24 protein-coding genes, 1 tRNA gene and 1 pseudogene are annotated in these 25372 nt (G+C 40.4%); 16 read left to right on the top strand and 10 right to left on the bottom strand.

Annotated elements, in window-relative coordinates; genetic code table 11:
- Positions 1 to 2 precede the first annotated feature (2 nt).
- From efeB to EDC41_RS13495, 3 genes are read left to right on the top strand one after another with little or no spacing between them, the layout of a single operon-like run.
- Complete coding sequence (efeB, locus tag EDC41_RS02525) at positions 3 to 1199, top strand: iron uptake transporter deferrochelatase/peroxidase subunit (protein WP_006252612.1); 1197 nt, start codon at positions 3 to 5, stop codon at positions 1197 to 1199.
- Positions 1200 to 1209: 10 nt separating this feature from the next.
- Positions 1210 to 1353 (top strand): hypothetical protein, encoded by a 144-nt coding sequence (locus tag EDC41_RS13500; protein ID WP_006250731.1) that lies wholly within the window; start codon positions 1210 to 1212, stop codon positions 1351 to 1353.
- A gap of 3 nt (positions 1354 to 1356) precedes the next feature.
- Positions 1357 to 1830 carry a hypothetical protein gene (locus tag EDC41_RS13495; RefSeq protein ID WP_006250732.1) on the top strand — a complete coding sequence of 158 codons (474 nt, stop codon included), beginning with the start codon at positions 1357 to 1359 and terminating at the stop codon, positions 1828 to 1830.
- A 35-nt stretch (positions 1831 to 1865) separates the two neighbouring features.
- On the opposite strand, the gene EDC41_RS02510 is transcribed toward EDC41_RS13495, so the two are convergent.
- From EDC41_RS02510 to sbcB, 3 genes are read right to left on the bottom strand one after another with little or no spacing between them, the layout of a single operon-like run.
- Positions 1866 to 2684, bottom strand: coding sequence for a PHP domain-containing protein (locus EDC41_RS02510; RefSeq protein WP_006249382.1), 819 nt, complete (start codon positions 2682 to 2684; stop codon positions 1866 to 1868).
- 11 nt (positions 2685 to 2695) lie between these two features.
- Positions 2696 to 3295: a DNA glycosylase gene (locus EDC41_RS02505; protein ID WP_020824058.1), complete on the bottom strand. Its 600-nt coding sequence runs from the start codon at positions 3293 to 3295 to the stop codon at positions 2696 to 2698.
- Positions 3292 to 4839 carry an exodeoxyribonuclease I gene (gene sbcB, locus EDC41_RS02500; protein ID WP_006250734.1) on the bottom strand — a complete coding sequence of 516 codons (1548 nt, stop codon included), beginning with the start codon at positions 4837 to 4839 and terminating at the stop codon, positions 3292 to 3294. The genes EDC41_RS02505 and sbcB overlap by 4 nt, the downstream gene beginning before the upstream one ends.
- Positions 4840 to 5241: 402 nt before the next feature.
- Here sbcB and asnS point away from each other — a divergent pair, with 402 nt between their 5' ends.
- A complete protein-coding gene (asnS, locus tag EDC41_RS02495) occupies positions 5242 to 6645 on the top strand; it encodes an asparagine--tRNA ligase (protein ID WP_006250735.1) in 1404 nt (467 codons plus the stop codon).
- A gap of 99 nt (positions 6646 to 6744) precedes the next feature.
- On the opposite strand, the gene epmB is transcribed toward asnS, so the two are convergent.
- Both epmB and EDC41_RS02485 read right to left on the bottom strand, forming a co-directional pair.
- Complete coding sequence (epmB, locus tag EDC41_RS02490) at positions 6745 to 7737, bottom strand: EF-P beta-lysylation protein EpmB (protein ID WP_006250736.1); 993 nt, start codon at positions 7735 to 7737, stop codon at positions 6745 to 6747.
- A gap of 53 nt (positions 7738 to 7790) precedes the next feature.
- Positions 7791 to 8360, bottom strand: a complete 570-nt coding sequence (locus EDC41_RS02485; protein WP_006250737.1) for a hypothetical protein — start codon at positions 8358 to 8360, stop codon at positions 7791 to 7793.
- A gap of 166 nt (positions 8361 to 8526) precedes the next feature.
- On the opposite strand from EDC41_RS02485, the gene efp reads away from it, so the two are divergent.
- The gene (gene efp / locus EDC41_RS02480; protein WP_006250738.1) at positions 8527 to 9093 is read left to right on the top strand and encodes an elongation factor P; all 567 of its coding nucleotides are present in this window, start codon (positions 8527 to 8529) and stop codon (positions 9091 to 9093) included.
- Between the two features lie 66 nt (positions 9094 to 9159).
- Here the strand turns inward: efp and EDC41_RS02475 are convergent, their stop codons facing one another.
- Positions 9160 to 10050 carry a LysR family transcriptional regulator gene (locus EDC41_RS02475; protein ID WP_006250739.1) on the bottom strand — a complete coding sequence of 297 codons (891 nt, stop codon included), beginning with the start codon at positions 10048 to 10050 and terminating at the stop codon, positions 9160 to 9162.
- Between the two features lie 106 nt (positions 10051 to 10156).
- Here EDC41_RS02475 and EDC41_RS02470 point away from each other — a divergent pair, with 106 nt between their 5' ends.
- The 7 genes and pseudogenes from EDC41_RS02470 to EDC41_RS02440 all read left to right on the top strand — a co-directional run bounded on the left by EDC41_RS02470 (position 10157) and on the right by EDC41_RS02440 (position 18219).
- On the top strand, positions 10157 to 10732 hold the full coding sequence (locus EDC41_RS02470) for an NAD(P)H-binding protein (RefSeq protein ID WP_006250301.1): 576 nt from the start codon (positions 10157 to 10159) through the stop codon (positions 10730 to 10732).
- Positions 10733 to 10782: 50 nt separating this feature from the next.
- Positions 10783 to 11226 (top strand): nuclear transport factor 2 family protein, encoded by a 444-nt coding sequence (locus EDC41_RS02465; RefSeq protein WP_006250740.1) that lies wholly within the window; start codon positions 10783 to 10785, stop codon positions 11224 to 11226.
- A 160-nt stretch (positions 11227 to 11386) separates the two neighbouring features.
- Entirely contained in the window at positions 11387 to 13057 is a 1671-nt protein-coding gene (glnS, locus tag EDC41_RS02460; RefSeq protein ID WP_006250741.1) for a glutamine--tRNA ligase, read from the top strand.
- 345 nt (positions 13058 to 13402) lie between these two features.
- A complete protein-coding gene (locus EDC41_RS02455; RefSeq protein ID WP_006250742.1) occupies positions 13403 to 14374 on the top strand; it encodes a glycerophosphodiester phosphodiesterase family protein in 972 nt (323 codons plus the stop codon).
- A gap of 26 nt (positions 14375 to 14400) precedes the next feature.
- A complete protein-coding gene (gene uhpT, locus EDC41_RS02450; RefSeq protein WP_006250743.1) occupies positions 14401 to 15819 on the top strand; it encodes a hexose-6-phosphate:phosphate antiporter in 1419 nt (472 codons plus the stop codon).
- A gap of 70 nt (positions 15820 to 15889) precedes the next feature.
- Positions 15890 to 16948, top strand: coding sequence for a UDP-glucose--hexose-1-phosphate uridylyltransferase (locus EDC41_RS02445; RefSeq protein WP_032844412.1), 1059 nt, complete (start codon positions 15890 to 15892; stop codon positions 16946 to 16948).
- A 75-nt stretch (positions 16949 to 17023) separates the two neighbouring features.
- Positions 17024 to 18219 (top strand): annotated as a pseudogene (locus EDC41_RS02440) (MFS transporter).
- Between the two features lie 16 nt (positions 18220 to 18235).
- On the opposite strand, the gene EDC41_RS02435 reads toward EDC41_RS02440, so the two are convergent.
- The 4 genes from EDC41_RS02435 to yejK all read right to left on the bottom strand — a co-directional run bounded on the left by EDC41_RS02435 (position 18236) and on the right by yejK (position 23469).
- On the bottom strand, positions 18236 to 20365 hold the full coding sequence (locus EDC41_RS02435; RefSeq protein WP_080551161.1) for an extracellular solute-binding protein: 2130 nt from the start codon (positions 20363 to 20365) through the stop codon (positions 18236 to 18238).
- 161 nt (positions 20366 to 20526) lie between these two features.
- On the bottom strand, positions 20527 to 21867 hold the full coding sequence (gdhA, locus tag EDC41_RS02430) for an NADP-specific glutamate dehydrogenase (RefSeq protein ID WP_006250748.1): 1341 nt from the start codon (positions 21865 to 21867) through the stop codon (positions 20527 to 20529).
- Between the two features lie 192 nt (positions 21868 to 22059).
- Entirely contained in the window at positions 22060 to 22401 is a 342-nt protein-coding gene (gene bamE / locus EDC41_RS02425; RefSeq protein ID WP_006249037.1) for an outer membrane protein assembly factor BamE, read from the bottom strand.
- A gap of 66 nt (positions 22402 to 22467) precedes the next feature.
- Positions 22468 to 23469 (bottom strand): nucleoid-associated protein YejK, encoded by a 1002-nt coding sequence (yejK, locus tag EDC41_RS02420; RefSeq protein WP_006249038.1) that lies wholly within the window; start codon positions 23467 to 23469, stop codon positions 22468 to 22470.
- An 80-nt stretch (positions 23470 to 23549) separates the two neighbouring features.
- Between yejK and EDC41_RS02415 the strand changes: the two genes are divergently transcribed.
- From EDC41_RS02415 to EDC41_RS02400, 4 genes are all read left to right on the top strand, one after another.
- Positions 23550 to 23936 (top strand): RidA family protein, encoded by a 387-nt coding sequence (locus EDC41_RS02415; protein WP_006249039.1) that lies wholly within the window; start codon positions 23550 to 23552, stop codon positions 23934 to 23936.
- A 31-nt stretch (positions 23937 to 23967) separates the two neighbouring features.
- Positions 23968 to 24705, top strand: a complete 738-nt coding sequence (gene pgeF, locus EDC41_RS02410) for a peptidoglycan editing factor PgeF (protein WP_006250749.1) — start codon at positions 23968 to 23970, stop codon at positions 24703 to 24705.
- Between the two features lie 93 nt (positions 24706 to 24798).
- A tRNA-Ile gene (locus EDC41_RS02405) sits at positions 24799 to 24874 on the top strand.
- A 202-nt stretch (positions 24875 to 25076) separates the two neighbouring features.
- The gene (locus tag EDC41_RS02400; RefSeq protein WP_006250244.1) at positions 25077 to 25325 is read left to right on the top strand and encodes an Arm DNA-binding domain-containing protein; all 249 of its coding nucleotides are present in this window, start codon (positions 25077 to 25079) and stop codon (positions 25323 to 25325) included.
- The last annotated feature ends 47 nt before the right edge of the window (positions 25326 to 25372 follow it).

The raw sequence follows: 25372 nt of genomic DNA, 5'->3' as shown, positions 1-25372 counted from the left end.
AAATGATGGCAGAAACCACTTCTCGCCGTGATTTTTTAAAACATACCGCATTAGTAGGAGCAGGCTTATTGTCTGCTCCTGCTTTCGCTTTGGAATCACGACAAATATCTGAAAAATCTCAAAATCAATACGACTTTTACGGCAAACATCAAGCTGGTATTGTTAGCCCTGCACAAAAACATATCTACTTTTTAGTGCTGGATTTAGACACCACTGACATTGCCAAAGTAAAAACATTGTTTCAAAACTGGACGGAATATAGCCGTAACCTCACGCTTGGCAAAAATGTGAAACCTTATAGTGCTAATGCTTATGTTCCACCGGCGGATACCGGTGAGGCAGATAGCCTTTCGGCACAGAATCTCACTCTTACTTTTGGCGTCAGTGCCAATTTCTTTACAAAGCTCGGCATTGAAAAACATAAGCCGAAAGAACTGAATGATTTACCGCATTTCCCTCGTGATCAACTACAAGCAGAATACACCGGTGGCGATATTTGCATTCAAGCCTGTGCAGACGATCCGCAAGTGGCTTTCCACGCTGTGCGTAATTTGGTGCGTGTTGCCCGTGGTGAAATCAAAATGAAATGGTCGCAAATGGGGTTTAACTCCTTTGCCAATCAAGACACACCTCGTAACTTATTCGGTTTTAAAGACGGCACTGCCAACGCAGAAAGTTTAAAAGATCAGGAAAATACGGTATGGGTGCAACAAGAGGGCTGGCTCAAAGGCGGTTCTTATTTAGCCGTTCGCCGTGTTAAAATGTTCTTGGAAACTTGGGATCGCACCCATCTCCAATCCCAAGAAGAAACCTTCGGTCGTCACCGTGATTCCGGAGCCGGAATCGGGCATCAGCACGAATTTGATAAATTAGATTTAGCCCAAAAAGACGAAAAAGGCAATGCAGTAATTCCGGAAGTTTCACACGCTCATCTTGCCAATAAAACGGGGCTGAAAATCCTACGCCGTTCATTCTCCTATTCAAGCGGTATTGATGATAAAGGGCAATTTGATTCAGGGTTGTTGTTTGTCTCTTTCCAACAAAGTCCGGAGCAATTTATCAAAATCCAGAACGCTCTCGGCAATGTGGATAAAATGAATGAATACATCACTCATATCGGCAGTGGTTTATTTGCCTGTTTTGCCGGTGTGAAAGATGAAAATGACTACCTTGGCAAAGCGTTGTTTGATTTAATTTAGGGAAAAGGAAATGAAATTAAAAGCATTAGTGCTAATTCCGTTACTCTTTTCGAGTACAGGATTGCTTGCCAAAGTGAATGTCAGCCCCTTATTTGTTCAGCTTTCCGATGCAATGGCAGAGAGTAAAAAAGGGGAATTTGCAAAATCCAGCTAAAATTTGACCGCTTTACAGCACGATTTTGAGCAGATTAGCCAGCACGATTCCCTCGCCGGAGTTGAAGTACAGACCGCTCTGAAAAAAGCGATTGAAACACCCAATGCTGAAAACTTAGAGAGCCTTTCTAAAAAACTCTATGCGTTTGAAAAAGAACAAAACCCTAGCGGTTATGCTGAAAAACATCAGGATTTTGTGGCAAAAATGACGCCGCTTTATGCAGAACTTGCTCAAACCGTGCCAACTCAAGAAATCGCCAAAATCAAATGGGCGGCTTATCAGTTTGGTAAGAATTGGGTAAAACAGGAAAAAGCAGTACGGGAAATCAGTCTTCCCCATTATGGCAAATTTGAGCGTATTCTTGGTTTAATGCGAATTAATCTGAACGCTGAAAAGCCGGATATGGCAAAAATCAGTGAACTGGTTTCCGAACTAGGTGCGGTAATGGCAGACTTTAAGCAAGTTAAAGTGAAATAGTAAAAAATCGGGGCAAATTATTTGCCTCGATAACACTAAAATAACGTCCAAATCGGTTTACATTCTTGGGGTAATTCCAAACTTTTACCGAGCTCAATCCAGCCAGTTGGGTAGTGGAAATCAGAACCGACCGAGCCATATAAATCAAACTCTTTTGCCCAACGGGCAAGTAATTGCCGTTGATCAGGTGTTTGTCCGCAGCCTGATACTTCAATGCCATCGCCTCCGGCTTGTTTGAAATCTGCGATTAAACGGCGAATCCAACGAGCAGTCATTTTATAGCGTAGCGGGTGAGCAATCGAAATCACACCGCCTGAGGTGTGGGTAACATTCACCGCGTCTTCTAAACTACTCCATCTCGGTTTCACATAGGCAGGTTTCCCCATTCCCAGATAACGCTTAAAGGCGTGTTCAATATTGCGGACATAGCCTTGTTCATACAAAAAACGCCCATAATGTGCCCGAGTTACTTCCCCTGTTGCCAACGCTTTTGCCCCCTCATAGGCATTTGCAATCCCGACTTTTGCTAATTTTTCACCAATTTCGACCGCTCTCTCTTCCCTTAATTGGGCTTGGTTATCCAAAAACTTCACCAGCTCCTCGTTGTTTTCATCAATATTCAACGCCGCAAGATGAATACTTTTTTCTTGCCATAAAATCGAAATTTCCACCCCAGAGATAAGCTCAAGCGGTTGATTTTGGGCAAAATTTTTCGCTTCTTGAATGCCCGAAATCGTATCGTGATCAGTTAAAGCTAGCATTGTTACCCCTTGCTCTACCGCACGTTGTACCAATTCAGTGGGAGAAAGCACGCCATCAGAGGCGGTACTGTGGGCGTGTAAATCATATTTCATGTTATTTATCCTTAAATTAAGCCGGCAGTCCTGAAAAATTGGCGATAGGCTTCGGTTTTGTTGGCTAAGCTGAGTGGATAAGCCCTCGACGTCGAAGGCAGGCGATATAAATAAAGTTCTCTTGTGGCGGAATAAGGATAGACCACCCATTCGTTGGTTTTCGGAGCTTTGTGTTTTTCCGGCAATAAACCGAGCAACGTATCGGTTGCCAAACCACCTGTGGTAAATAGCCATTTCAGTTTGGGTAATTTGAGCAACAGTTCGTCCATATCGATAGGATCAACAATTTTTAAATCTTTATCTGAAGCGTTTCCTTTTAAACGAATCGCTGTTTTTGCCGAAGAACAGAGCGCAATGCCCTTTTCTCGCAAAAACTCCTCAATCCGAATCGGATCAAAGCGTTTTTCTTCACCGACTCGAAAATAGTTAGGGTCAGCATAAAAAATATTGCCCATAATTCGCCACATATCATTTTGAAAATTCGGGTAATGAAATTCCATACAACGCTTTTCCGATGTAGGTGGAAAAGTGCCGACCATTACCACCGTTGCTTGTTCAGGTAAAATAGGGTCAAACGGGTGCTGTTCTAGCGGTAAATTATCCATTGTCATTTAATCAACTCTTTTAACATCTTGAGCTTTTCGGTTTTATCTAGGGGCTGTTCCGCTACTCTGTTAAGCTCGCTCAGCAATTTTTCATCTTTTGCAACATTTTGACGATAAATGACCGCTTGTTGTTGCGAAATCTGCTCGGCGTAAGCGGTCAAATTTTCTAATAATTTTACCTTTTCCGGGTTGTCGTGATGTTGTTGGAACAAGTCGTCAATCGATTGGGCGAACTGCTCTGCTTTTGCCTCAATTTGCTGGTTGCAATGTTTCTGCCATTTGATCTGCTCGGCTCGACTGAGTGTTTGTGGATAGTGCCTTGCTCGGTAATGGAATAGTAACGCCTCTACTCGAGGGTCTTCAAATTTCAAGCCGTGGTTGGCTAAATCTTCAGGCGGTAGCGTGCGTAAAATCGCCATATTATTTTTATCCGCAGGCGAGAAAAAGCCGTCATACAAAGTGGTTTCTACATTGGTCGAAGGCTCAAACGTGCGTTCTTCATTAAAAATTTCAATCACTTTTTCCCGAATCAGCGATTTCTGTGCTTTTAAAGTTTTCAAATTTTCCAAACATAAAGCTCTGTCTATGCCTAAACGTTCTGCATTTTCAGGCAGTAAGGTTTTTGCCGGTGCTAAAATCGGGCATTTATTAATATGCACTAATTTTAACGGCACAGATAACTCATTTTCGGCTAATTCATCTCGTTTGGTGTATAAACGCTGACGTAAAACCTCTGCATTTTCAGTCAATAAGCCATTCATATCGCCCGATAAATCACACACAATTACGGCATTTTGATTAGTTGAGTGCCAAGCCAGTGGCACAACCCAAGCGGTATTTCCTCGATAGTTGCCCAGCATACCGGAAACGTGCACAAGCGGTGTCATTTCACCAGTGTCAATTAACTTCTCTACTTCTTTTTTACTGCGTAAATTAAAGAAAAAATCGAACAACTTTGGCTGTTTTTGCTTAATTAATTTTGCCATTGCGATGGTGGCATACACATCAGACATCGCATCGTGTGCATTTTCATGGGCAATGCCATTGGCTTTGGTGAGGTTTTCCAATTTAAAACTTGGCATACCGGTTTCATCTGTTGGCCATTCAATACCATCAGGTCTTAACGCATAACAGGCACGGACTAAATCTAACAAGTCCCAACGAGAATTTCCGTTTTTCCAGCTATATTCGTAAGGATCGTAAAAATTGCGGAAGAAGGTATAACGGGTCATCTCATCATCATAACGAATATTGTTATAACCGATAGTACAAGTATTCGCTCGGCTAAATTCAGCGTGAATTCGGGCTGCAAATTCCGGCTCAGATACACCTTCAGCGTTACATTGTTGCGGTGTAATCCCGGTAACCATCACCGCTTCGGGGCTGGGTAAATAATCCGGCGTTTGCTTACAAAAAAACATTACCGGTTCACCGATAATATTAAAATCCGCATCGGTTCGAATACCGGCAAATTGTGCCGGACGATCTAACGCCGGACTCACGCCGAAACTTTCATAATCGTAAAAGAAAAAAGAGAATTTATCGCTCATTCGTTCAATTTGTTAGAAAAAATTGGGCTGATTGTAGCACAGTAAGGCAGAAAGGAGGGAATACAAGCGGTCAATTTCCGTTAGAAATTTGCAAATGCTAAAATAAAAAAAAGCCCCTAATCAAAAAAAGCGAAAAGGGGCGGAGGTCTTACCTAAGGAAATATGAAAAAAACTTGCATAAATCTGTTACATATACTCAGACTGCCTAACTGAACGAAAGTTCATTAAAAAATAAAAAATTTTTTAACACCAAGCAAAATCAGATTTAACTACTTGCAATGCTTATATAGACTCACAAATTTGCAAATAATTCCGTAAAATTATTATATTTCCCCCTATTTTCTTGTAGAATACGGAACGTTTCTTATATTAAAACTCACAATAAAGAATTTGAGGTATTCAATGTCTAAATTTCCAACAGTTTCGGAAATCCTATCCGGCAAGATAGCGGTAGGTGAAGAAGCGACAGTGCGTGGTTGGGTGCGTACCCGCCGTGATTCAAAAGCCGGTTTATCTTTCTTGAGCGTTTACGATGGTTCTTGCTTTGACCCAATTCAAGCGATTATTAATAACGATCTACCAAATTATAATGCCGAAGTATTACGTTTAACCGCAGGTTGCTCTGTGGTGGTGACCGGTAAAGTTGTGGAATCCCCTGCTGAAGGTCAAGCCGTTGAATTACAAGCAAGTAAAGTGGAAGTGCTTGGTTGGGTGGAAGATCCTGATACCTACCCAATGGCAGCGAAACGCCACTCTATCGAATATCTGCGTGAAGTCGCTCACTTACGCCCTCGTACGAACTTAATCGGTGCAGTTGCTCGTGTTCGTCACTGTTTAGCTCAAGCTATCCACCGTTTCTTCCACGAGCAAGGTTTCTATTGGGTAGCAACACCTGTAATTACCGCCTCAGATACTGAAGGTGCAGGTGAAATGTTCCGTGTTTCTACGCTGGATTTAGAAAATCTACCTCGTGGCGAAAACGGCAAAGTGGATTTTAACCAAGATTTCTTCGGTAAAGAATCGTTCTTAACCGTATCCGGCCAGTTAAATGCGGAAACCTATGCGTGTGCCTTAAGTAAAGTTTATACTTTCGGTCCGACATTCCGTGCAGAAAACTCAAACACAACTCGCCATCTTGCAGAATTCTGGATGATGGAGCCGGAAGTTGCCTTTGCCGACTTAAACGACAATGCAAAATTAGCCGAAGATATGCTGAAATATGTGTTTAAAGCGGTGCTTGCAGAACGTAAAGATGATATGGAATTTTTCGTTAAACACGTTGATAAAGAAGCGATTAGTCGTTTAGAAAACTTTATCAATTCGCCATTTGCTCAAGTAGATTACACCGATGCGATTGAGATCTTATTGAAATCCGGCAAAGAATTTGAATTCCCGGTGTCTTGGGGAATCGATCTTTCCTCTGAACACGAGCGTTTCTTAGCCGAAGAACACTTTAAATCGCCGGTGGTCGTGAAAAGCTATCCAAAAGACATTAAAGCCTTCTATATGCGTTTAAATGATGACGGCAAAACGGTTGCCGCAATGGACGTTTTAGCTCCGGGAATCGGTGAAATTATCGGTGGTTCTCAACGTGAAGAACGTTTAGAAGTGTTAGATCAGCGTATGAATGAAATGGGCTTAAACCCTGAAGATTACTGGTGGTATCGTGATTTGCGTAAATACGGTACAGTGCCACACTCAGGTTTCGGTTTAGGTTTCGAGCGTTTAATCGTGTATGTAACCGGGTTACAAAACATTCGTGATGTAATCCCATTCCCACGTGCTCCACGCAATGCGAACTTCTAATTTGCAAAAAAGTAAGAGAATTTAACCGCTTGCAACAAGCGGTTAAAAAAGGCGAAAATTTTACCATTTTCGCCTTTTGTTTCTTGATTTCTGTTTAAGCTAACCTTTCAAAATTTTATTTGGCTCTTTCGCTATTTCTCTTGCCAGCTTTGGCACAAGATAGCCTGAAGTGATACGCTGTAATTCTCGGTAAATCTCACCAGCCTGTTCATCTTCAATATAGAAATGGCTCGCCCCTGCCACTTTATCAAATAAATGCAAATAGTAAGGCAAAATCCCATATTCAAAAAGTTTATCACTTAACCTTTTTAAGGTTTGAGCATTATCGTTTACACCTTTTAACATCACCGATTGATTCAGCAATACAACGCCGGCTTTTTTCAGTTGAGCCATTTTGTTTGCAAAAACAGCATCAATTTCATTGGCGTGATTAATATGGGTAACCAACACGACATTCAAGCGAGATTTTGATAACCGTTCACATAATTCTGTCGTAATTCGATTGGGAATAACGACCGGCAAGCGTGAATGAATACGCAGGGTTTTGATATGCGAAATCTGCTCTAATTGCGTTAATATCCAATCTAAGTCCTGATCTTTTGCCATCAGCGGATCACCACCGGACAGAATCACTTCCTCCAGCTCGGGATGCTCAGCAATATAAGTTAGTCCCTGTTGCCACACAGCTTTACCGCTTTTCACTTCCTCATAAGGGAAATGACGGCGAAAACAGTAGCGGCAGTTAATCGCACAACTGTTTTTTAGCATAAATAACAAACGGTTATGGTATTTATGTAAAATATTCGGTGCTGGGCTTTGTTGCTCTTCCAATGGATCTACCACAAACCCTTCTGCCTCAATAAATTCCGCCTGTAAAGACATTGCTTGCAAAAAAAGCGGATCGTTTGGGTTACCCTTTTCCATTTTTTCGGCGAACATTCTTGGCACTCGAAGAGCAAATAATTTACGGGCAGCTATATCGCCCTCAAAATCATTTGGATTGAGTTCAAGAAATTGTAATAAGTCGATAGGGTTATTAAAGGCTTGAGCCAACTCGGTTAGCCAACGCGGTTTGATTTGAATTGGTTGCATTGAATATTGTAGATACAAGGGGCAGGTTTTTGCCTGCCCGCAAATAAAAATAATTATGGAATTAAGTTACATTGTAATGGCGTGCCATTTGGATTAACCATTACAGTTGGTGAGGTTTGTACACCTTGTGCAGCGACTAGGTATTGCACGCCTGAAATACAATAACGGCGATAACCATCGGTTTTTTCTACTAAAAACGGATCGATTTGACCGCCAATACTCTTAAATTCTGCAATAGCAGGAACTGCTCCAGTTGCAACATTTTGTGCAGAATTGACCGCTTGTGCATTTGCATCCGCAGGCTGGCTAGGCTGATTTGCATGTGCATTTGATGACATCATATCACCTAAAATATAACCGGCTGCTGCCCCCATCGCTACATTTGCCATCGTGCTGCCTTGACGCACTTGTGGCTGGGCAGTTGCACTGTTTGGCGTATTGGCAAAAGTAGCATCTTTTTGTTGCGTTTGCTGATTTGTGGTTGATTTTTGAGAAGCTACCGGCTTAGTTGCTACCGCTTTTGACGGGCTAACTGAACGGAAGCTCCCACCGCCACGTTTTGCCTCTGCCACGGTTGCAACAGAAACGGCTAAAATCGCAGAAAGAGTAATCAGTTTTTTCATTCGCATTCCTTATCAATAAAGTTTGAAAAATTATAGCAAAAATCGCAAGAGATCTTTCGCTAATTTTGTGAATTTAGGTTATTATATGGCTCTTTTTGACAAACCCAATAGGGTTGGGTTCAAAATTTGTTAATTTATTGTTATTTTTTAAATAATTGAGGAAATAATGGCTAGCTACAGCACTAACGACTTTAAAAAAGGTTTAAAATTTATTCAAGATGGCGAACCTTGTGTAATTGTTGAAAACGAATTCGTAAAACCGGGTAAAGGTCAAGCATTTACCCGTACTAAAATCCGTAAATTAATCTCTGGCAAAGTATTAGAGATCAACTTCAAATCAGGCACTTCGGTTGAAGCAGCAGATGTAGTAGATTCTAACTACAACTACTCTTACAGCGATGGTGATTTCTGGTACTTTATGCACCCTGAAACCTTTGAACAAATCTCGGTAGATGAAAAAGCGTTAGGCGACAACGTAAAATGGTTAGTTGATAATGCAGAATGTATCGTGACTTTATGGAACGGTTCAGCAATTGCAGTCACACCACCAAACTTCGTTGAGTTAGAAATCGTCGAAACCGACCCGGGCTTAAAAGGCGATACTGCAGGTACAGGCGGTAAACCGGCAACATTAAGCACCGGTGCTGTGGTAAACGTGCCTTTATTCGTTCAAATCGGTGAAGTTATCCGTGTGGATACCCGTTCAGGCGAATATGTTTCTCGTGTGAAATAATTTAGCTTCTCTACAAGTGGTCGTTTTTTGGTCAATTTTTTGCTAAAAACGACCGCTCATTTTTACCTATCCTCTCAGCACATCAATTAACGCTTTCAGCAAAGGCGAATTTTGGCGACGGTTGGGGTAATAGAGATGATAGCCCTCATACTGCATTGCCCAGTCGGTTAAAATCGGCACGAGGCTGCCGTTATCCAGCTCGGTTTGAATGCTGTCTTGCGGACTCCAAAGAATGCCTAAACCTTGTTTGGCATAGTGTTGCAGCAAGAAGCCGTTATTGGCAGTAAGATTGCCCTGCGGTTGAAATTTAACGATTTTCTTGGTGATGGGATCCCGAAATTCCCACGCCAGAATGCCGCCCAATGTCGCAAGACGATGTTTGAGACAATGATGTTCGGTTAAATCAAAGGGCGTTTTCGGCGTGCCGTGCTGTGCCAAATAGTTGGGGCTGGCAGCTGCGGTCATTTTCACATCGGGCGAAATGCGTAGTGCAATCATATCTTTCGCCACATCTGCCCCAAGCCGAATACCGGCATCAAAACGCTCGGCGACAATATCTACAAAGCGATCTTCCGCCACTAGCTCCAATGCTACTTCAGGGTAACGTTTGACAAACTCAGCGAATTTATCTGCCAGCACATCACGGAAAACGTGTTCATTACCGTTAATTCTCAGCCCGCCTTTTAACGCATTGCGAAACTCACTCAGCCCATTTACTTCTTGGTCGATTTCATCAAACAGCGGTAACAGCCGTTGATACAGCCTCTCCCCTGCCTCGGTGGTTGAAATGCTACGAGTGGTGCGATGAAACAGCTTGATTTGCAACCGTTCTTCAATCCCCCGAATGCTGTGCGACAACGCCGACTGCGACACGCCCATCTGTGCTGCTGCTTTGGTAAAACTGCTCGTTTGTGCTACCAACAAAAAAGCTCTTAAATCGTTGAGGTTTTCTTTCATTTAACCACCTTATTAATGAATTTTTCTCATTACTTCAAGCGATTTTACCCTACTAATCAAATGCAATCTACACCGCTATACTGACTTCATTCAATGGAGAACAGCAATGAAACAGATCTTAATTTTAGGAGCAAGCGGTAGCCTAGCGAATGTCGTGATTCCTGAACTGCTAAAAGACAATAATGTGCAATTAACCCTTTTTGCCCGTCGTCCGCAATCAGTAGCGAAATTTGAAACTGAACGCGTCAAAATTGTGCAAGGCGATGTGTTGGATTTCCACGCATTAACCCAAGCAATGCAAGGCGTTGATGCCGTTTACGCTGGACTTGCCGGCGACTTAAAAGCGATGGCGGGAAATGTGGTGAACGCAATGAATGAAGCTCAGGTAAAACGCTTGGTTTGGATTAGCTCAATGGGGATTTATGGCGAAACCGGCGAAGATCACGGGGCAATTTTAGAGCCTTACCGCCAATCGGCAGCCGTGATTGAAGCCAGCGAGTTGGATTATACCGTTGTCCGCCCGGGCTGGTTTACCAACGGTTCGGAAGTGCAATATCAGCTGACTCACAAAGGCGAACCGTTCAAAGGACACAGCGTTTCCCGCAAATCCATTGCCGATTTTGTGGCTCGCATTTTGCGTGAAAACAGCGAAATCCGTGAAAGTGTTGGTATTGCAGCCTAACAAGCGGTGAAAAACCAAAGAAAATTTGCAAAAATCAGAAGGAAAACACAATGAACTTACAACAAATCCAAGATCGTTTAGCACTAAAAGATTTAGTAGATACATTCTCTAACCTTGCCGATGAAAAAAAGGTTGCCGAGCAGATGCCGCTTTTCACGCAAGATGCCGTCGTAAACACCTACATCGGCGGAAAATTGGTGTTTGAAATGCACGGCGTGGCAGAAATCGAACAGGTGTTTACCACCTTTTTAACCCCGTTTCACAGCGTTTATCATTTAAACGGTCAGCATACCGTGACTTTTATTGATGAAAATAACGCCACAGCGATCAACTATTGTGCGGTGAAACTGGTAGAAACCAAAGAGGGCAAAGAGATCTTGCACGATCACAGCGTGCGTTATGCCGATACCTATGTTAAACAAGAGGGTAAATGGCGGATTGCCAAACGGATTGCGAATTTTATGATCAGCGAAAGCCGTGAAATCAGGCAATAACAAGCGGTTAAATTTAGCTAAAAATTTGCAATTCCATTGCATCTTACTAAAACAGCAAAATTCTTTGGAGGAAACCGAGGAATTTTGCTTTAGTCTTTAAGTCTGTTTCAATTAAGTGTAGAATAATCCGTTATTTTTATTGATACATTTAGAGAGAACTATGAGCGAAGAAATTTTAACGGCAGAAACTGGCACTCGAGCCAATTTTATTACCCATATTATTGATGAAGATTTAGCAAGCGGAAAGCACAACAATGTTTACACTCGTTTTCCACCTGAACCAAACGGTTATTTGCATATCGGACACGCTAAATCTATCTGTTTAAATTTTGGTATCGCTCAAGATTATAACGGTTTATGTAACTTGCGTTTTGATGATACCAACCCGGTTAAAGAAGACGTGGAATATGTAGATTCAATTAAGCAAGATGTGGAGTGGCTAGGTTTTAAATGGGAGGGTGAGCCTCGTTATGCCTCAGACTATTTTGACCAGCTTTATGGCTATGCGATTGAGTTAATCAACAAAGGATTAGCCTATGTTGATGAATTATCGCCTGATGAAATGCGTGAATACCGTGGTACTTTAACCGAGCCGGGCAAAAACAGCCCTTACCGTGATCGTAGCGTGGAAGAAAACTTAGCGTTATTCGAAAAAATGAAAAACGGAGAGTTTGCGGAAGGGAAAGCCTGCTTGAGAGCAAAAATTGATATGGCGTCCCCGTTTATTGTGATGCGAGATCCGGTGCTTTACCGTGTGAAATTTGCTCACCATCATCAAACCGGTGATAAATGGTGCATCTACCCGATGTACGATTTTACCCACTGCATTTCCGATGCGATTGAGCGAATCACTCACTCGCTATGTACGCTAGAGTTCCAAGATAACCGCCGCTTATATGATTGGGTGCTGGACAATATTTCGATTGAAAGACCGTTACCGCACCAATACGAATTTTCACGTTTAAATTTAGAAGGTACTTTAACCTCTAAGCGTAAATTATTAAAATTAGTCACAGACGGCATTGTTGATGGTTGGAATGACCCTCGTATGCCAACCATTTCCGGCTTACGTCGCCGTGGTTATACCCCAGCGTCTTTACGTGAATTTTGTCGCCGTATTGGGGTAACCAAGCAAGATAACGTGGTGGAATACTCTGCCCTTGAAGCGTGCATTCGTGAAGACTTAAATGAAAACGCACCACGCGCGATGGCGGTGATTAACCCGGTTCGAGTGGTGATTGAAAACTTCGGTGAAAAGGAAATATTAAAAGCCCCTAATCACCCAAATCGTCCAGAGCTTGGCGAGCGTGATTTACCGTTCACCCGTGAGATTTATATTGATGAAGCCGACTTCCGTGAAGAAGCCAATAAGCAATATAAACGTTTAGTCTTAGGCAAAGAAGTTCGTTTACGCAATGCCTATGTGATTAAAGCTGAGCGTGTGGAAAAAGATGCAAGCGGTCGAATTTCAACTATTTTTTGCACATACGACCCGGATACATTGGGCAAAAATCCGGCTGATGGTCGCAAAGTAAAAGGCGTGATTCATTGGGTATCTGCTGAAGATAACAAACCGGCAGAGTTCCGCATTTACGACCGCCTATTTACAGTACCAAACCCGGGGGCGGAAGAAGACATCAATGCGGTGCTAAATCCTGAATCATTAGTGGTTAAGCATGGTTTTGTTGAGTCAAGTTTAGCTCACGCCAAACCGGAACAAGGCTACCAATTCGAGCGTGAAGGTTACTACTGCTTAGACAGCAAAGATGGTTCGGCAGACAACCTTGTATTTAACTTAACTGTCAGCTTAAAAGAAAGCGTAGCGTTCTAATCTAACTCTCTTCATTCAAATACCAGCAAATATGCTGGTATTTTTTTTACTCTCAAAACGACTCATCAAGCATAAAAAAAGCCCCAATTCTTGGGGCCACTCGGAAAGCAAATTTATGTGTTAGGTTGCTAGGTACAACACTTATTCTTGTTGCCTTAAGGTTAAGCGAATTTGCCGGCAGTTTCAAACAAAATCTCTCAAAAATACAGACCAATGTTTAAATTTGTGATCTCAGTCACAAAATCCACCTTCTCTAATTGAAACGTTTCATTTTAAATTTTAAGATTAAAAATGAAACGTTTCAATTATTTTGAGATGGTCGCCAAACTATATTAAGGAGTTACTATGAAAGTAATCAAAACAGTAGCAACCACCTTGCTACTATCTTTATTCTCACTATCTAGTTTTGCGGACTCCGCAACACAGAAGATTTTGGATAATTTCCAACAATACCCTTTCTCTCAAATTACCGTCACCCACCGAGCGCAAGCCGGTGTAGAAAGCCGTATTTTCCCAGAGAACTCTCTAGCTGCCATTAATTTAGCGATTAATCGGGGCGTAGGCATCATTGAAATCGATCCTCGTTTAACCGCTGATGGTCACTACGTTTTATTACACGATGAAACGCTGGATAGAACCACTAACGTAGAAGAGGTCTTTCCACAATATAAAGAGAAAGACGGTCAATATGCCGGTCAGGTTTTGCTTTCTAAGCTCACGTTAGAGCAGGTAAAACAATTAAAATTGACAGACGGTTTTGATGGGCAAATTCATCAAGTGCCAACCCTAAAAGAAGTGCTTGCCGCTGCAAAAGGCAGAGTATTTCTTGATTTGGATTTGAAAGAAATTGATGTAGAGAAACTGTCTGCGTTAATTAAGGAATTCGGCAATGATAATTTACTGGCTTACAACAGCAATGCTGAGCTTTTAAAACAAGTTACAGATAAAACCGGAGTAATTCCTCTGCCAATTAATACCCCGATTACCAAAGATGGCGATCCGATTGCAGACTTCCACAAATTCCAAAAAATGTGGGGGGACGATTTCAAAATTATGCATACTTTTATGTCTGATGTAACCCCTGAATTAGTGGCATTAGCTGATAAGCACAAAGTGCGTCTTTGGATCAATACACTCAATGATGCCGATGGGGCTGCCGAAAGATTTGATTATTCCTTATGGAAAAGTTATCTAGGCTCTGGAGCAAACGTATTCCAATCCGACTTTTCTATAGAATTAACCCGTTTTATTGAATTGCGTAATTCTTGCTTAACCTTGAAAAATGTACAAGGTTGTGAAGTATTTACCGAACATTAATCTTTAACCGATAATTTGGAGTTTATATGGCTGGCTTCTTTGATATTAAAAAAATCCCACCAATAGGTTTGACCACAGCACAACAACGTAAGCTATGGCTACGTCAGTTCTTGAAAGCCTTTATGGTGGTATTCTTAGCTTATATGGCGATGTATTTAATTCGCAATAACTTTAAAGCTGCACAACCTTTCTTAAAAGAACAATATGGTATGTCCACTCTTGAGTTGGGCTATATCGGCTTGGCTTTCTCGATTGTATATGGGATTGGTAAAACAGCGTTAGGCTACTTTATTGACGGCAAAAATACCAAACGCATTATTTCTGCCTTATTAATTGGATCATCTATTGCTGTTATGCTAATGGGTTTTATCTTAAGTGCCTTTGGTTCGGTTGTAGGTGTATTCATTGTGTTATGGGGATTGAACGGGGTGTTCCAATCTGCCGGAGGCCCTGCTTCCTATAGCACAATTTATCGTTGGGTACCAAGAACAAGACGTGCAACCGCAATGGGTTTACGGAATAGCTCGCATAATATCGGTGGTGCTATTGCCGGTGGTTTAGCCCTATGGGGAGCCAATACTTTCTTTGCCGGTAACATTGCAGGTATGTTTATTTTCCCTGCGGTGATCGCACTTATCATTGGTATTGTTGGCTTGTATTGGGGTAAAGATGACCCGGAAGAGTTAGGCTGGAATCGCAGTGAAGAAATCTTTGAAGAGCCAATCGAAGAAGAAAATGCGGCAGCCGAAACAATGACAAAATGGGAAATCTTTAAAAAATACCTGTTGTCTAACCCTTGGGTTTGGGTGCTTTGTGTGGCAAATGTTTTCGGTTATATTTTACGAATCGGGATTGATAACTGGGCACCACTCTACGTTCGTGAAACCTTACACTTCAATGATTTCGATGCAGTAAACACTATCTTATGGTTTGAAGCCGGAGCATTCATCGGTAGCTTATTCTGGGGAACATTAGCCGACTTCTTCAAAGGTCGTACTGCCGCAGTAGGTACAGTCTGCCTAGCGATTGTGTTCTTTGTGATCGATTTCTACCGAGACGGCACAAGTGTAATGGCTGTAAATATCGCATTATTTGCCTTAGGTGCGATGATCTTCGGTACTTTAACCTTAATCCCACTTTCAATTATTAACTTAGCACCGAAAAGAGGGGTAAGCGTTGCAAACGGTATGGCAGGTACATTTGGTTACTTATTTGGCGATTCCACCGCAAAAGTCGGTTTAGCGTTAATTGCAGATCCAAAACGTGAAGGTTTAACCGTATTCGGACATAATTTACACGGTTGGCGTGATGTATTCATCGTCTTTAACATCTCTTGCGTGATTGCCGTGGTACTTTTATTCCTTGTTGCTCTTGTTGAAGAACGTAAAATCCGTAGTATTCAAAAAGCAAAAGAATTAGGATTAAAAGTCGCAAAAGTAGATTAATTGCAAATTTTCAATGAAAAATGACCGCTTGTTTAGGCAAGCGGTCTGTTCCGTCTATTATAATCAGGATATGTTTATGCAATTCGATATTAATGAACACCCTCATCGCCGTTATAATCCGTTGAAAGATGAGTGGATTTTAGTCTCTCCACACCGAGCCAAACGCCCTTGGAGCGGGCAGGTGGATAAAGCACCGACTGATGAATTACCGAGTTATGATCCCACTTGTTTTTTATGCCCGAATAACAACCGAGTTTCAGGGGAGCAAAATCCGGACTATAAAGGCACCTTTGTATTCAGCAATGATTTTGCCGCCTTAATGCCGGATTCGCCCAACTCGCCGGAAACATCTCACCCACTCCTTAAGATTCAAGGTGTTCAAGGGCTGGCGAGAGTCATCTGCTTTTCGCCTGATCACAGCAAAACCTTGCCTGAATTACCTATTACCGCAATTAAAGGCATTGTTGATACTTGGAATGAGCAGCTTGAAGAATTAAGCAAAGATTATGTATGGGTGCAAGTATTTGAAAATAAAGGGGCAATGATGGGCTGTTCCCAGCCTCACCCACACGGGCAAATTTGGGCAAATTCTTTTTTACCTAACGAAATTGAGAAAAAAGATAAAAATTTAGTTCGCTATTATCAGAAAAATGGCTCAAATCTTTTGCTAGATTATGCTCAGCTTGAGATGAATGATGGTCAAAGAACGGTGATCGAAACAGAACATTGGATCGCAGTTGTACCCTATTGGGCTACGTGGTCGTTTGAAACAATGCTAATGCCGAAAAAACGCCATATTAAAAGAATGAATGAACTTACCGAGTCAGAAAAACAGGATTTAACTTATGCGATTAAATTACTCACGACTCGTTATGATAACTTATTTGAATGCTCTTTCCCTTATTCTATGGGGTGGCATTTTGCTCCATTCTTTAAAGATGGACGAGATATTGAACATTGGCAACTGCACGCTACATTCTATCCGCCACTGCTCCGCTCTGCGACAGTGCGTAAATTTATGGTAGGTTATGAAATGTTAGCCGAAACCCAAAGAGACCTCACACCTGAGCAAGCTGCACAGCGTTTAGCCTCTTTGAGCGATGTTCACTATAAGCAAAAAGAAAATTAATTTTTCAACACGGAATATATTTAGATAACAATTTTAGCCACTAAATATATTCCTCCTTTAGAAAATACGGTTGATATGTTCAATGTTTCAAGACTTTTAATTATGATGTTTCTGCAATACTTCACCCAAGGGGCGTGGAATATGACCATTGGGGCGGTATTAGCAGATTATGGAATGAAAAACAGCATTGGTTCTACCTATGCTTTACTTGGACTTGCAACCCTTATTTCACCGCTATTTATTGGAATGATCGCCGATAGATTTTTGGCAGCACAGAAAACTATCGCTATTCTACACCTACTGAACAGTGTGATTTTGTATCAAATTCCCTCAACTATATTACATAATGAATATTCTCAATTCTTTATGCTGATTTTTATAGTGGGATTGCTCTATTACCCCACAACCGCACTTTCTAATAGCATTACATTTCAGCATTTATCTGACAGTAGAAATTTTCCATTCATTCGTATTTTTGGCAATATTGGCTTTATTACTGCCGGACTTATTATGGGCTATTTCAATATTTTTGACCAAGTGATCGTTTTTGAAATAGCAGCATTCTCATCGTTGATATGTGGCTTATATTGTTTCACCTTACCGAATACACCGCCGGCTGCCCGTCATAGCGTAATAAACTGGAAAACCTTATTATGTCTAGACGCATTTATTCTATTCCGAGATAAGTTCTTTACCATTTTTATGGCGGTAACGATGTTATTAATGCTGACTAAAACCTCTTATAGTGCTTATATTTCGGTTTATCTGCAAGACTTTCAGCTCAATGCCGCCAATATGATGCAAATAGCAGTTATATCAGAAGTTATTTTTATGCTATTGCTTAGCTTAAGTATCAAGAAATTTGGCTTTAAATGGGTAATGGGGATGGGCATTATTGCTTGGTTTATTCGCACTTATTTACTGTCGATTGCCGCAACTGCTACAACACCGCTAACTTACATCGTTATAAGCTTGGCATTACAAGGAGTATGTTGGACATTCTTCTTTGCCACAGGCGATGTCTATATTAATACAAGGCAAATGATCATATTCGAACGCAAGCACAAAGTTTACGCTTCATGCTTTCTAACGATATTGGAGTGTTGGTTGCCTCTTATATTATCGGCATTATCTATAATAATGTTATCACGCAGCATCAACTGCCTCTCATTGCTGAGCAATGGTCAGAATTTTGGTTATATCCAAGTGCGATTGCATTGGTTGCCGGTATTTTATTTTTAACGCTATTTAAAAATGAAAAGGCGACCTAATAGCAAGCTGTTTTATTCATAGCTGGCTTAACCTTGCATTAATCAAGTTCACCACCTCAACTTCATTCATATCAGTGGTTAAATACACATTAACAACACCACCTATAATATTTTCAGCTTGTCTTAAATTAATCGCTTCTTGACGACTATTACTATTCTCTCTTACACCGCTGAAATCGCCTTTTAATGCTAAAGGTAACCAAGGCAAATACTTAGTTATATTCTGATTTTCTACAATATCTCTTTTAGCTGAACTGCCCCCTAACTGAACATATTGTTCTTGGGTGGTATTGTCTAAAAACCAATTAAAAAATGTTTCACAGGCTGCTATTTTCTGTGTTTGTTTCATTATGGCTAATGAGCCGCCCCCCATTAATGCTCGATTATTCGGTAATGTAGAAACGCCAAGTGGCAACATTAACCCTTTATGTGATAATGGTAAGAAATGGTTCATATACACAATAAGCATTGGAATTTCGCCTAAATTAAACAATTCAACCGCATCTTTCCACCAGCCTTGCTCCAATAATTTCGCTGACTGATAAAAGGCTTTAAGTTGTTTTAACGCTTTTTTAGCCGACTGCATTTCTAACTTCAGTACATTTTCCATAAAAATAGAATCTGATAACGCATAATAACGCATTAAAAATTCAGAGGCTAATGTTCCCTCATCATTGACAATTAACGCAGAGCCATATTTTACGCCGAACTCTTCAGGCAAATGATTTTTAAAGAAATCAGACAGTTGGTTAAATTGCTCGAAATTATTTGGCAAAGATAATTCTTTTTTGTTTTTTTCATAAAACAATCTTTTTACTTTAACATCATTAAAAATATCGTCTCGATAGAATAACATCTGTATGCTTGGGTCAAACGGAATAGCATAGAGTTTATCTTGAAACAGACAAAAGCGTTCAATAATACTTGCGGAAAAACATAATTCTAGGTGTTCTCTTCCTATACTATTAAGGGGTAAGAAATATTTTTCCGCAAAATAAGGCAGACTTTCCATATCAATTCGCACCAGATCATATTTTTTCTCTACTTGATCATTTTCCAGCACCGCAGGAATTTGCTCAAATGAGTATGTATCAATATTGACTTGAATCCCGGTAAGCATTTCAAAATAAGGTAATAATTTTCTAAGAGATTCTGTTGATGGTGTCTGGACTGCAAGTAAATTAATTTCTTGATGAGGTAGTGTATTATTTGAGCTTTCTATAATATTTGGAAACCCAAAGTGATGCTCTTTTATGATAGCATTGTCTTCTCGAAGAATAGATAAGATCTGATTAGAAATAAAATCGTAATCTAATCTATATTGAAAAAATCGGTCATCATTATTAAAGCTATTTTTATAGCAGGTGTATATTTTAGGTGGTATCTTATTTGATAAACAAAATGAACTATATAAGATTTTAGCAGAATTAAATGAAGGCACAATAATGCCATCAAACCGATGAATGCTTTGAGCCAATTCAAACGATAATTTATGAATGGATTCCTTTTGGGTGAAAAACAATATTTTAATATTATTTTTTTGACTATAACTTGCCAAATAATCGCATACTGTTCCACCCCAATCACAATTATTATCTTTAATGAAGGCAATATTTTCTAGATGATGAGCTTTCATATGCTTTATAAGATCACCAATCACAGGAAGATAATCAAAACCAATAAAATGTTTTGCATTTTTAAGGTAACGATAAACAAAAATAAATTTATCTTGGTCTTTTACTTCATCGTAATAATAGTCTGCATTATTTAGGCAACTATCTAAAATAATACGCAAATAGTTATCTTGCTTTATATTTTGAATAATTTGTTTTTCTCTATCTTCTCGATTATGCGTTAAATAAAGAATGAGAGATAAATCATTTTGCGTACAAATTAAATCAAGATTTTCATATAAACAGGCATATTTCAGCTCTGTAATATTGGGCAATATAATAGCAATTTTATTACTTGTGCCACTTTTTAACGTAGAGGCTTGAATATTTTTACGATAACCCAACTTTTCAACGGCAGCTTGTACTTTTTCTATTTTAGCTAAGCTAACATTACTTTTTCCGTTTAATACATTCGATACTGTTCCTAACGAAACATTTGCTTCCTTTGCGATATCTTTCATCGTAATGATCATATACTGCCCTTTCACATACTGCTAAAACTGAGATTGGCATAGATTTTACCATAATTGGCAAATGAAATACGATTTCAATTTAGCTTGTCTCTAGCTACAACCTAAAATAAAAAAACTGCCTCGATATATCGAGGCAGTTCTTGAATAATAGGGATAATAAATTAAACAATACCCTGTTCTAACATCGCATTTGCCACTTTTTTGAAACCAGCAATATTCGCACCGTTTACATAGTTTACGAAACCATCTGCTTCAGTACCATTTTCTACGCAGTTTTCGTGAATTGCTTTCATAATGTTGAATAAACGCTGATCTACTTCTTCACGACTCCAAGATAGACGAATTGCATTTTGGCTCATTTCTAAACCTGAGGTTGCCACACCACCTGCGTTAGCCGCTTTACCCGGAGCATAAAGGATTTTCGCACCGATAAAGACTTCAACACCACCTAATGTGGTTGGCATATTTGCACCTTCTGCCACACAAATACAGCCGTTTTTCACTAATTCTTTAGCATCTTCGGTATCTAATTCGTTTTGGGTTGCACAAGGTAAAGCGATGTCACATTTCACACCCCACGGTTTTTGACCGTCAAAGTATTTTAAGCCTTGTTCTGTTGCATACACAGATAAGCGTTCACGGCGTTCGTTTTTCAACTCTAATAATGCTTGTAATTGTGCCTCTGTCATACCGGATTCAGGGAATAAGACATAACCGTTAGAATCTGAAACCGTTAATACTTTACCGCCTTTTTGAATCACTTTTTCAGCTGCATATTGTGCCACGTTACCCGAACCGGAAATTACCACTGATTTTCCTTCGATCTGCTGACCTTTAGTCGCTAACATAGACTCTGCAAAATACACCGCACCATAACCAGTTGCTTCCGGACGAATTAAGCTACCACCCCAAGTCAGCGATTTACCGGTTAATACTGAAGTAAATTCATTGCGTAATTTTTTGTATTGACCGAACATATAGCCGATTTCACGACCTCCCACGCCGATATCGCCTGCAGGAACGTCAGTATCAGCACCAATGTGGCGATATAATTCGCTCATAAACGCTTGGCAGAAACGCATTACTTCGGCATCAGATTTGCCTTTCGGGTCAAAGTCTGAACCACCTTTACCACCGCCCATTGGCAATGTCGTTAACGCATTTTTGAATACTTGCTCAAAGGCTAAGAATTTTAATACGCCTAAATCAACGGTTGGGTGGAAACGAATACCGCCTTTGTATGGACCGATTGCTGAGTTCATTTGTACACGGTAACCACGGTTTACTTGCACTTGACCTTTATCATCAACCCAAGTGACACGGAAGCTAATTACACGCTCAGGCTCAACAATACGCCCTAATAAACCTTGCTGGGTATATTTCGGATTTTTAGCTAAGAAAGGGGCAAGGCTACCGAACACTTCTTCAACCGCTTGATGGAAAGGGGCTTGGTTCGGATCACGTTGTTTGATTTTTTGGAAAAGGGCGTTTAAATCGCTCATATTATACTCCTGAATAAATTGATGATGTTGTGTATTTAAGATGAGCGAAGTCTAGCAAGCAATTTTAGCTTTGAAAAGATAGATTAGAAAAATTTATCATTAAAATAAGAAAAATTAAGTTTAAATGCTTATTTTTTATTCAAAAAAATAAGCCCACTTTTAAAAGTGGGCTTTTCGAACCAGCAAATCGTCCTATTTTTGTTCTGCATTCGCATTGCTGTCATCAATTTTTGATACTAACCCTTTAGCATCAAAATAAATAAACAGATTGCGTTGTTCAGGATCTTTATAACCTTCACGTTTAATAAACACATAATCCCAACGGTGGGTTTCAAAAATGTTCTTTAACATTGGTGTACCAAGCAAATATTCAACTTGTTCCGCTGTCATACCGACTTTAAGTTGAGCAATTTTATCTTGTTCTAAGTAATTGCCTTGCGGTACATCAATACGGTACACCACTTTCTCAACGGTTGAACAAGCCGTTACACCCAGTGCAAGCAACATTGCAGCTAAAAGAGATTTCATTTTCATAATTGACCTTTTGATAATCCAAAATTCAGATAACGAGATAATACCTAAACTGATAAAAATTTTCCATTATTTGTTACGTTCCAGCTGGTCACGCAGATTTGCCGGTAATCCTTTGATTGTCAGTGTGTCGTTTAGTTCATCCCAAATTAAACGCTCTCCTAATAATTCTGCGTTAAAGCTAATCGTTACTCCTTTGCCCGAACCGGAAAATTTCGTCAGGGTTTTAAGGGCATTTCGCATAGGCGGAATATTCTCTTCCAAGCCGTATTCTTGCTCTTGCGTAAATTGGGCAAAATCGATTTCATTCAGTGTTGGCAATGCGTTGGAAAGCTCATTTAACGCAATTTCCTCTCCACTATTTATCTGCCCTTTACAATATTCAAACACCTGCTTTTTCACTTCTCGAGTTTGAGGGGCAGATAACTCCCCTTGCTCACAATAATCGCTCACCGCTTGCAACAAGGTTTGATTTTGCAATTGTGGATTAAACCCTTCTTCCGCACTTAAAAAATCCATAAAGAAATCGGCAATTTTACGCCCTACTCTGCCTTTCACAAAAGTTAAATAGCGATTTGACGTTGCGTCAAGTTTCAGTTCAGTTAAATTAATGCGGCAGGCAATATCATATTGTGCAATTTCGAGATATTGCGTGCGTTTAATCTCTAACTGCTCATCAACCAGCATTGAATTACGGCTATCAATCAACGCAATAAACAAATATTCGGTAGCTAAAAAAGTGTAACGACACAAAATAAAAGTGCCACCATCGGCAAACGGATATTTAATCAGCTCTGCTGCAAGCATTTTGGCACAGCTATGGCTAAAAGGTAAAAAATCGGTTTCTTGCTCCAACAAGCGGTTGAGCTGTTGAGCGAAAACCGACTCCGGTTTAAATATACCGTAAGCCTTTGCTTTACTTTGATAGGCTTGATGTAATTGCAACATCATTTGATCGACTTCAGGGGAAATTGCCAATAAATTTTCTCGCAAAAACGTATTAAGCTCCGGGTTCTCGCCCTCTGTTTTTTGTAATTGATGTAACACGATTTCAGAAACATTAATGCTCATTAATTCACTTCTCTTTATTCCAAATAATAAGAAAAGATATTATCATTAATCCGTTTATTTTTCATTAAGAGGAACACAAGATGACAGTTATCCACACAGAAAATGCACCGGCAGCGATTGGGCCTTATGTGCAAGCAGTTGATTTAGGCAATATGGTTTTAACTTCTGGGCAAATTCCCGTGAATCCTGAAACCGGCGAAATCCCGAGTGATATTGTGCAACAAACCCGCCAATCTCTGAACAACGTGAAAGCCATTATCGAACAAGCCGGCTTAACCGTTGCCGATATTGTAAAGACCACCGTATTTGTCAAAGATCTTAACGACTTCGCAAAGGTAAATGCGGAATACCAAGCCTTCTTCCAAGAAAACGAACACCCTAATTTTCCGGCTCGTTCTTGCGTAGAAGTGGCTCGTTTACCAAAAGATGTTGGCATTGAGATCGAAGCGATTGCAGTACGCCGATAACAAGCGGTCATTTTCTTGAGATTTTTTGCAAATGGATAAAATTATTCCAAATTGGAATGTGCCTAAACATATTCACGCACTGACGACCTTAAGAACAGGCGGAGTAAGCAAACCGCCTTTTGACAGTTTCAACTTAGGTGATCACGTTAATGACGAGCCACAAGATATCGCTCAAAATCGTGCTTTATTGGTTGAGAAATTTCAATTACCACAAGCTCCGCTGTTTTTAACCCAAACTCACAGCACCCGAGTGATTGAACTTCCCTATTCAGGTGATAATATTAAAGCCGATGCGATTTACACCAATCAACCAAACCAAGTCTGCTTAGTGATGACTGCAGATTGTTTGCCGGTATTATTTGCCAGCCAAGACGGGTCGGAAATTGCGGCGGCACACGCCGGCTGGCGTGGGTTATGCGATGGCATATTAGAGGCGACGGTAGAGAAATTCAACTGCCCGCCACACGAAATATCAGCTTGGCTAGGGCCGGCTATCGGACCGAATGCTTTTCAAGTCGGGAGTGAAGTGGCAGACCAATTCTGTGCTTTTGACCCAAGAGCGAAAGAAGCCTTTATTGAAGACAGCACTACAAGCGGTAAATTTTTAGGAAATCTTTACCAAATTGCCACCCAACGTCTGAATAAATTAGGCATTACCGCCATTTCAGGCGGTGAATATTGCACCTACAGCCAACCAGAACTGTTTTTTTCCTACCGCCGAGACAAACAAACCGGGCGAATGGCAACCTTAATTTGGCGAACAGAATAACCCTATTTTCTCTCGTTCAATAATTAACCGAGTAATCTTCTGCCTCTAGACGACTACTCGGTTTTTCTCTATAATTCCAACCACTTTTCAAATCCCCCCATAGCTCAGTGGTTAGAGCAGGCGACTCATAATCGCTTGGTCGCTGGTTCAAGTCCGGCTGGGGGGACCATTTAAGCGTTGCATATTGTCTTTCATTGTCTCAAATTTACTATAAAATCAAGAACTTAGATTATTTTATAGTCTCTTATTGTCTTCTTTAGTTGCATTGTATCTTAGCGTTTATGATCCCTAAAATGATCCCTATTTTGAAAACGGGAAAATTTAGGGATCATAAACTTCGATAAACCCTTATATATCAAGGATTAGAAGAAATGACTGCAACTAAAAAAACACTTTCAGACACATTACTAAAAAATCTTAAATATTCCCCAAATGCGAAGCCTATCGCAGACAGTAACGGGCTATTTATTCTTGCACAGAAAAAAGCGAAAGTATGGATTTATAGCTATATCAGCCCCAAAACAGGCAAGCGAAGCACAAAAAATAGAATCGGTAGCTATCCGCAAATGAGCTTAGTGGAACAATCCCCACAGGTATTTGAACAAATCGCACGTCTTTAAAATATTAAATTAAGAGAAAGCACTATTTGCGATGTAGCAGGAGATAA

Origin of the sequence: Mannheimia haemolytica, from assembly GCF_004342115.1 — a bacterium.
Classification (GTDB): domain Bacteria; phylum Pseudomonadota; class Gammaproteobacteria; order Enterobacterales; family Pasteurellaceae; genus Mannheimia; species Mannheimia haemolytica.
The sequence above is the reverse complement of the archived record's forward strand: the minus strand, read 5'-3'. Positions and strand labels throughout refer to the sequence as shown.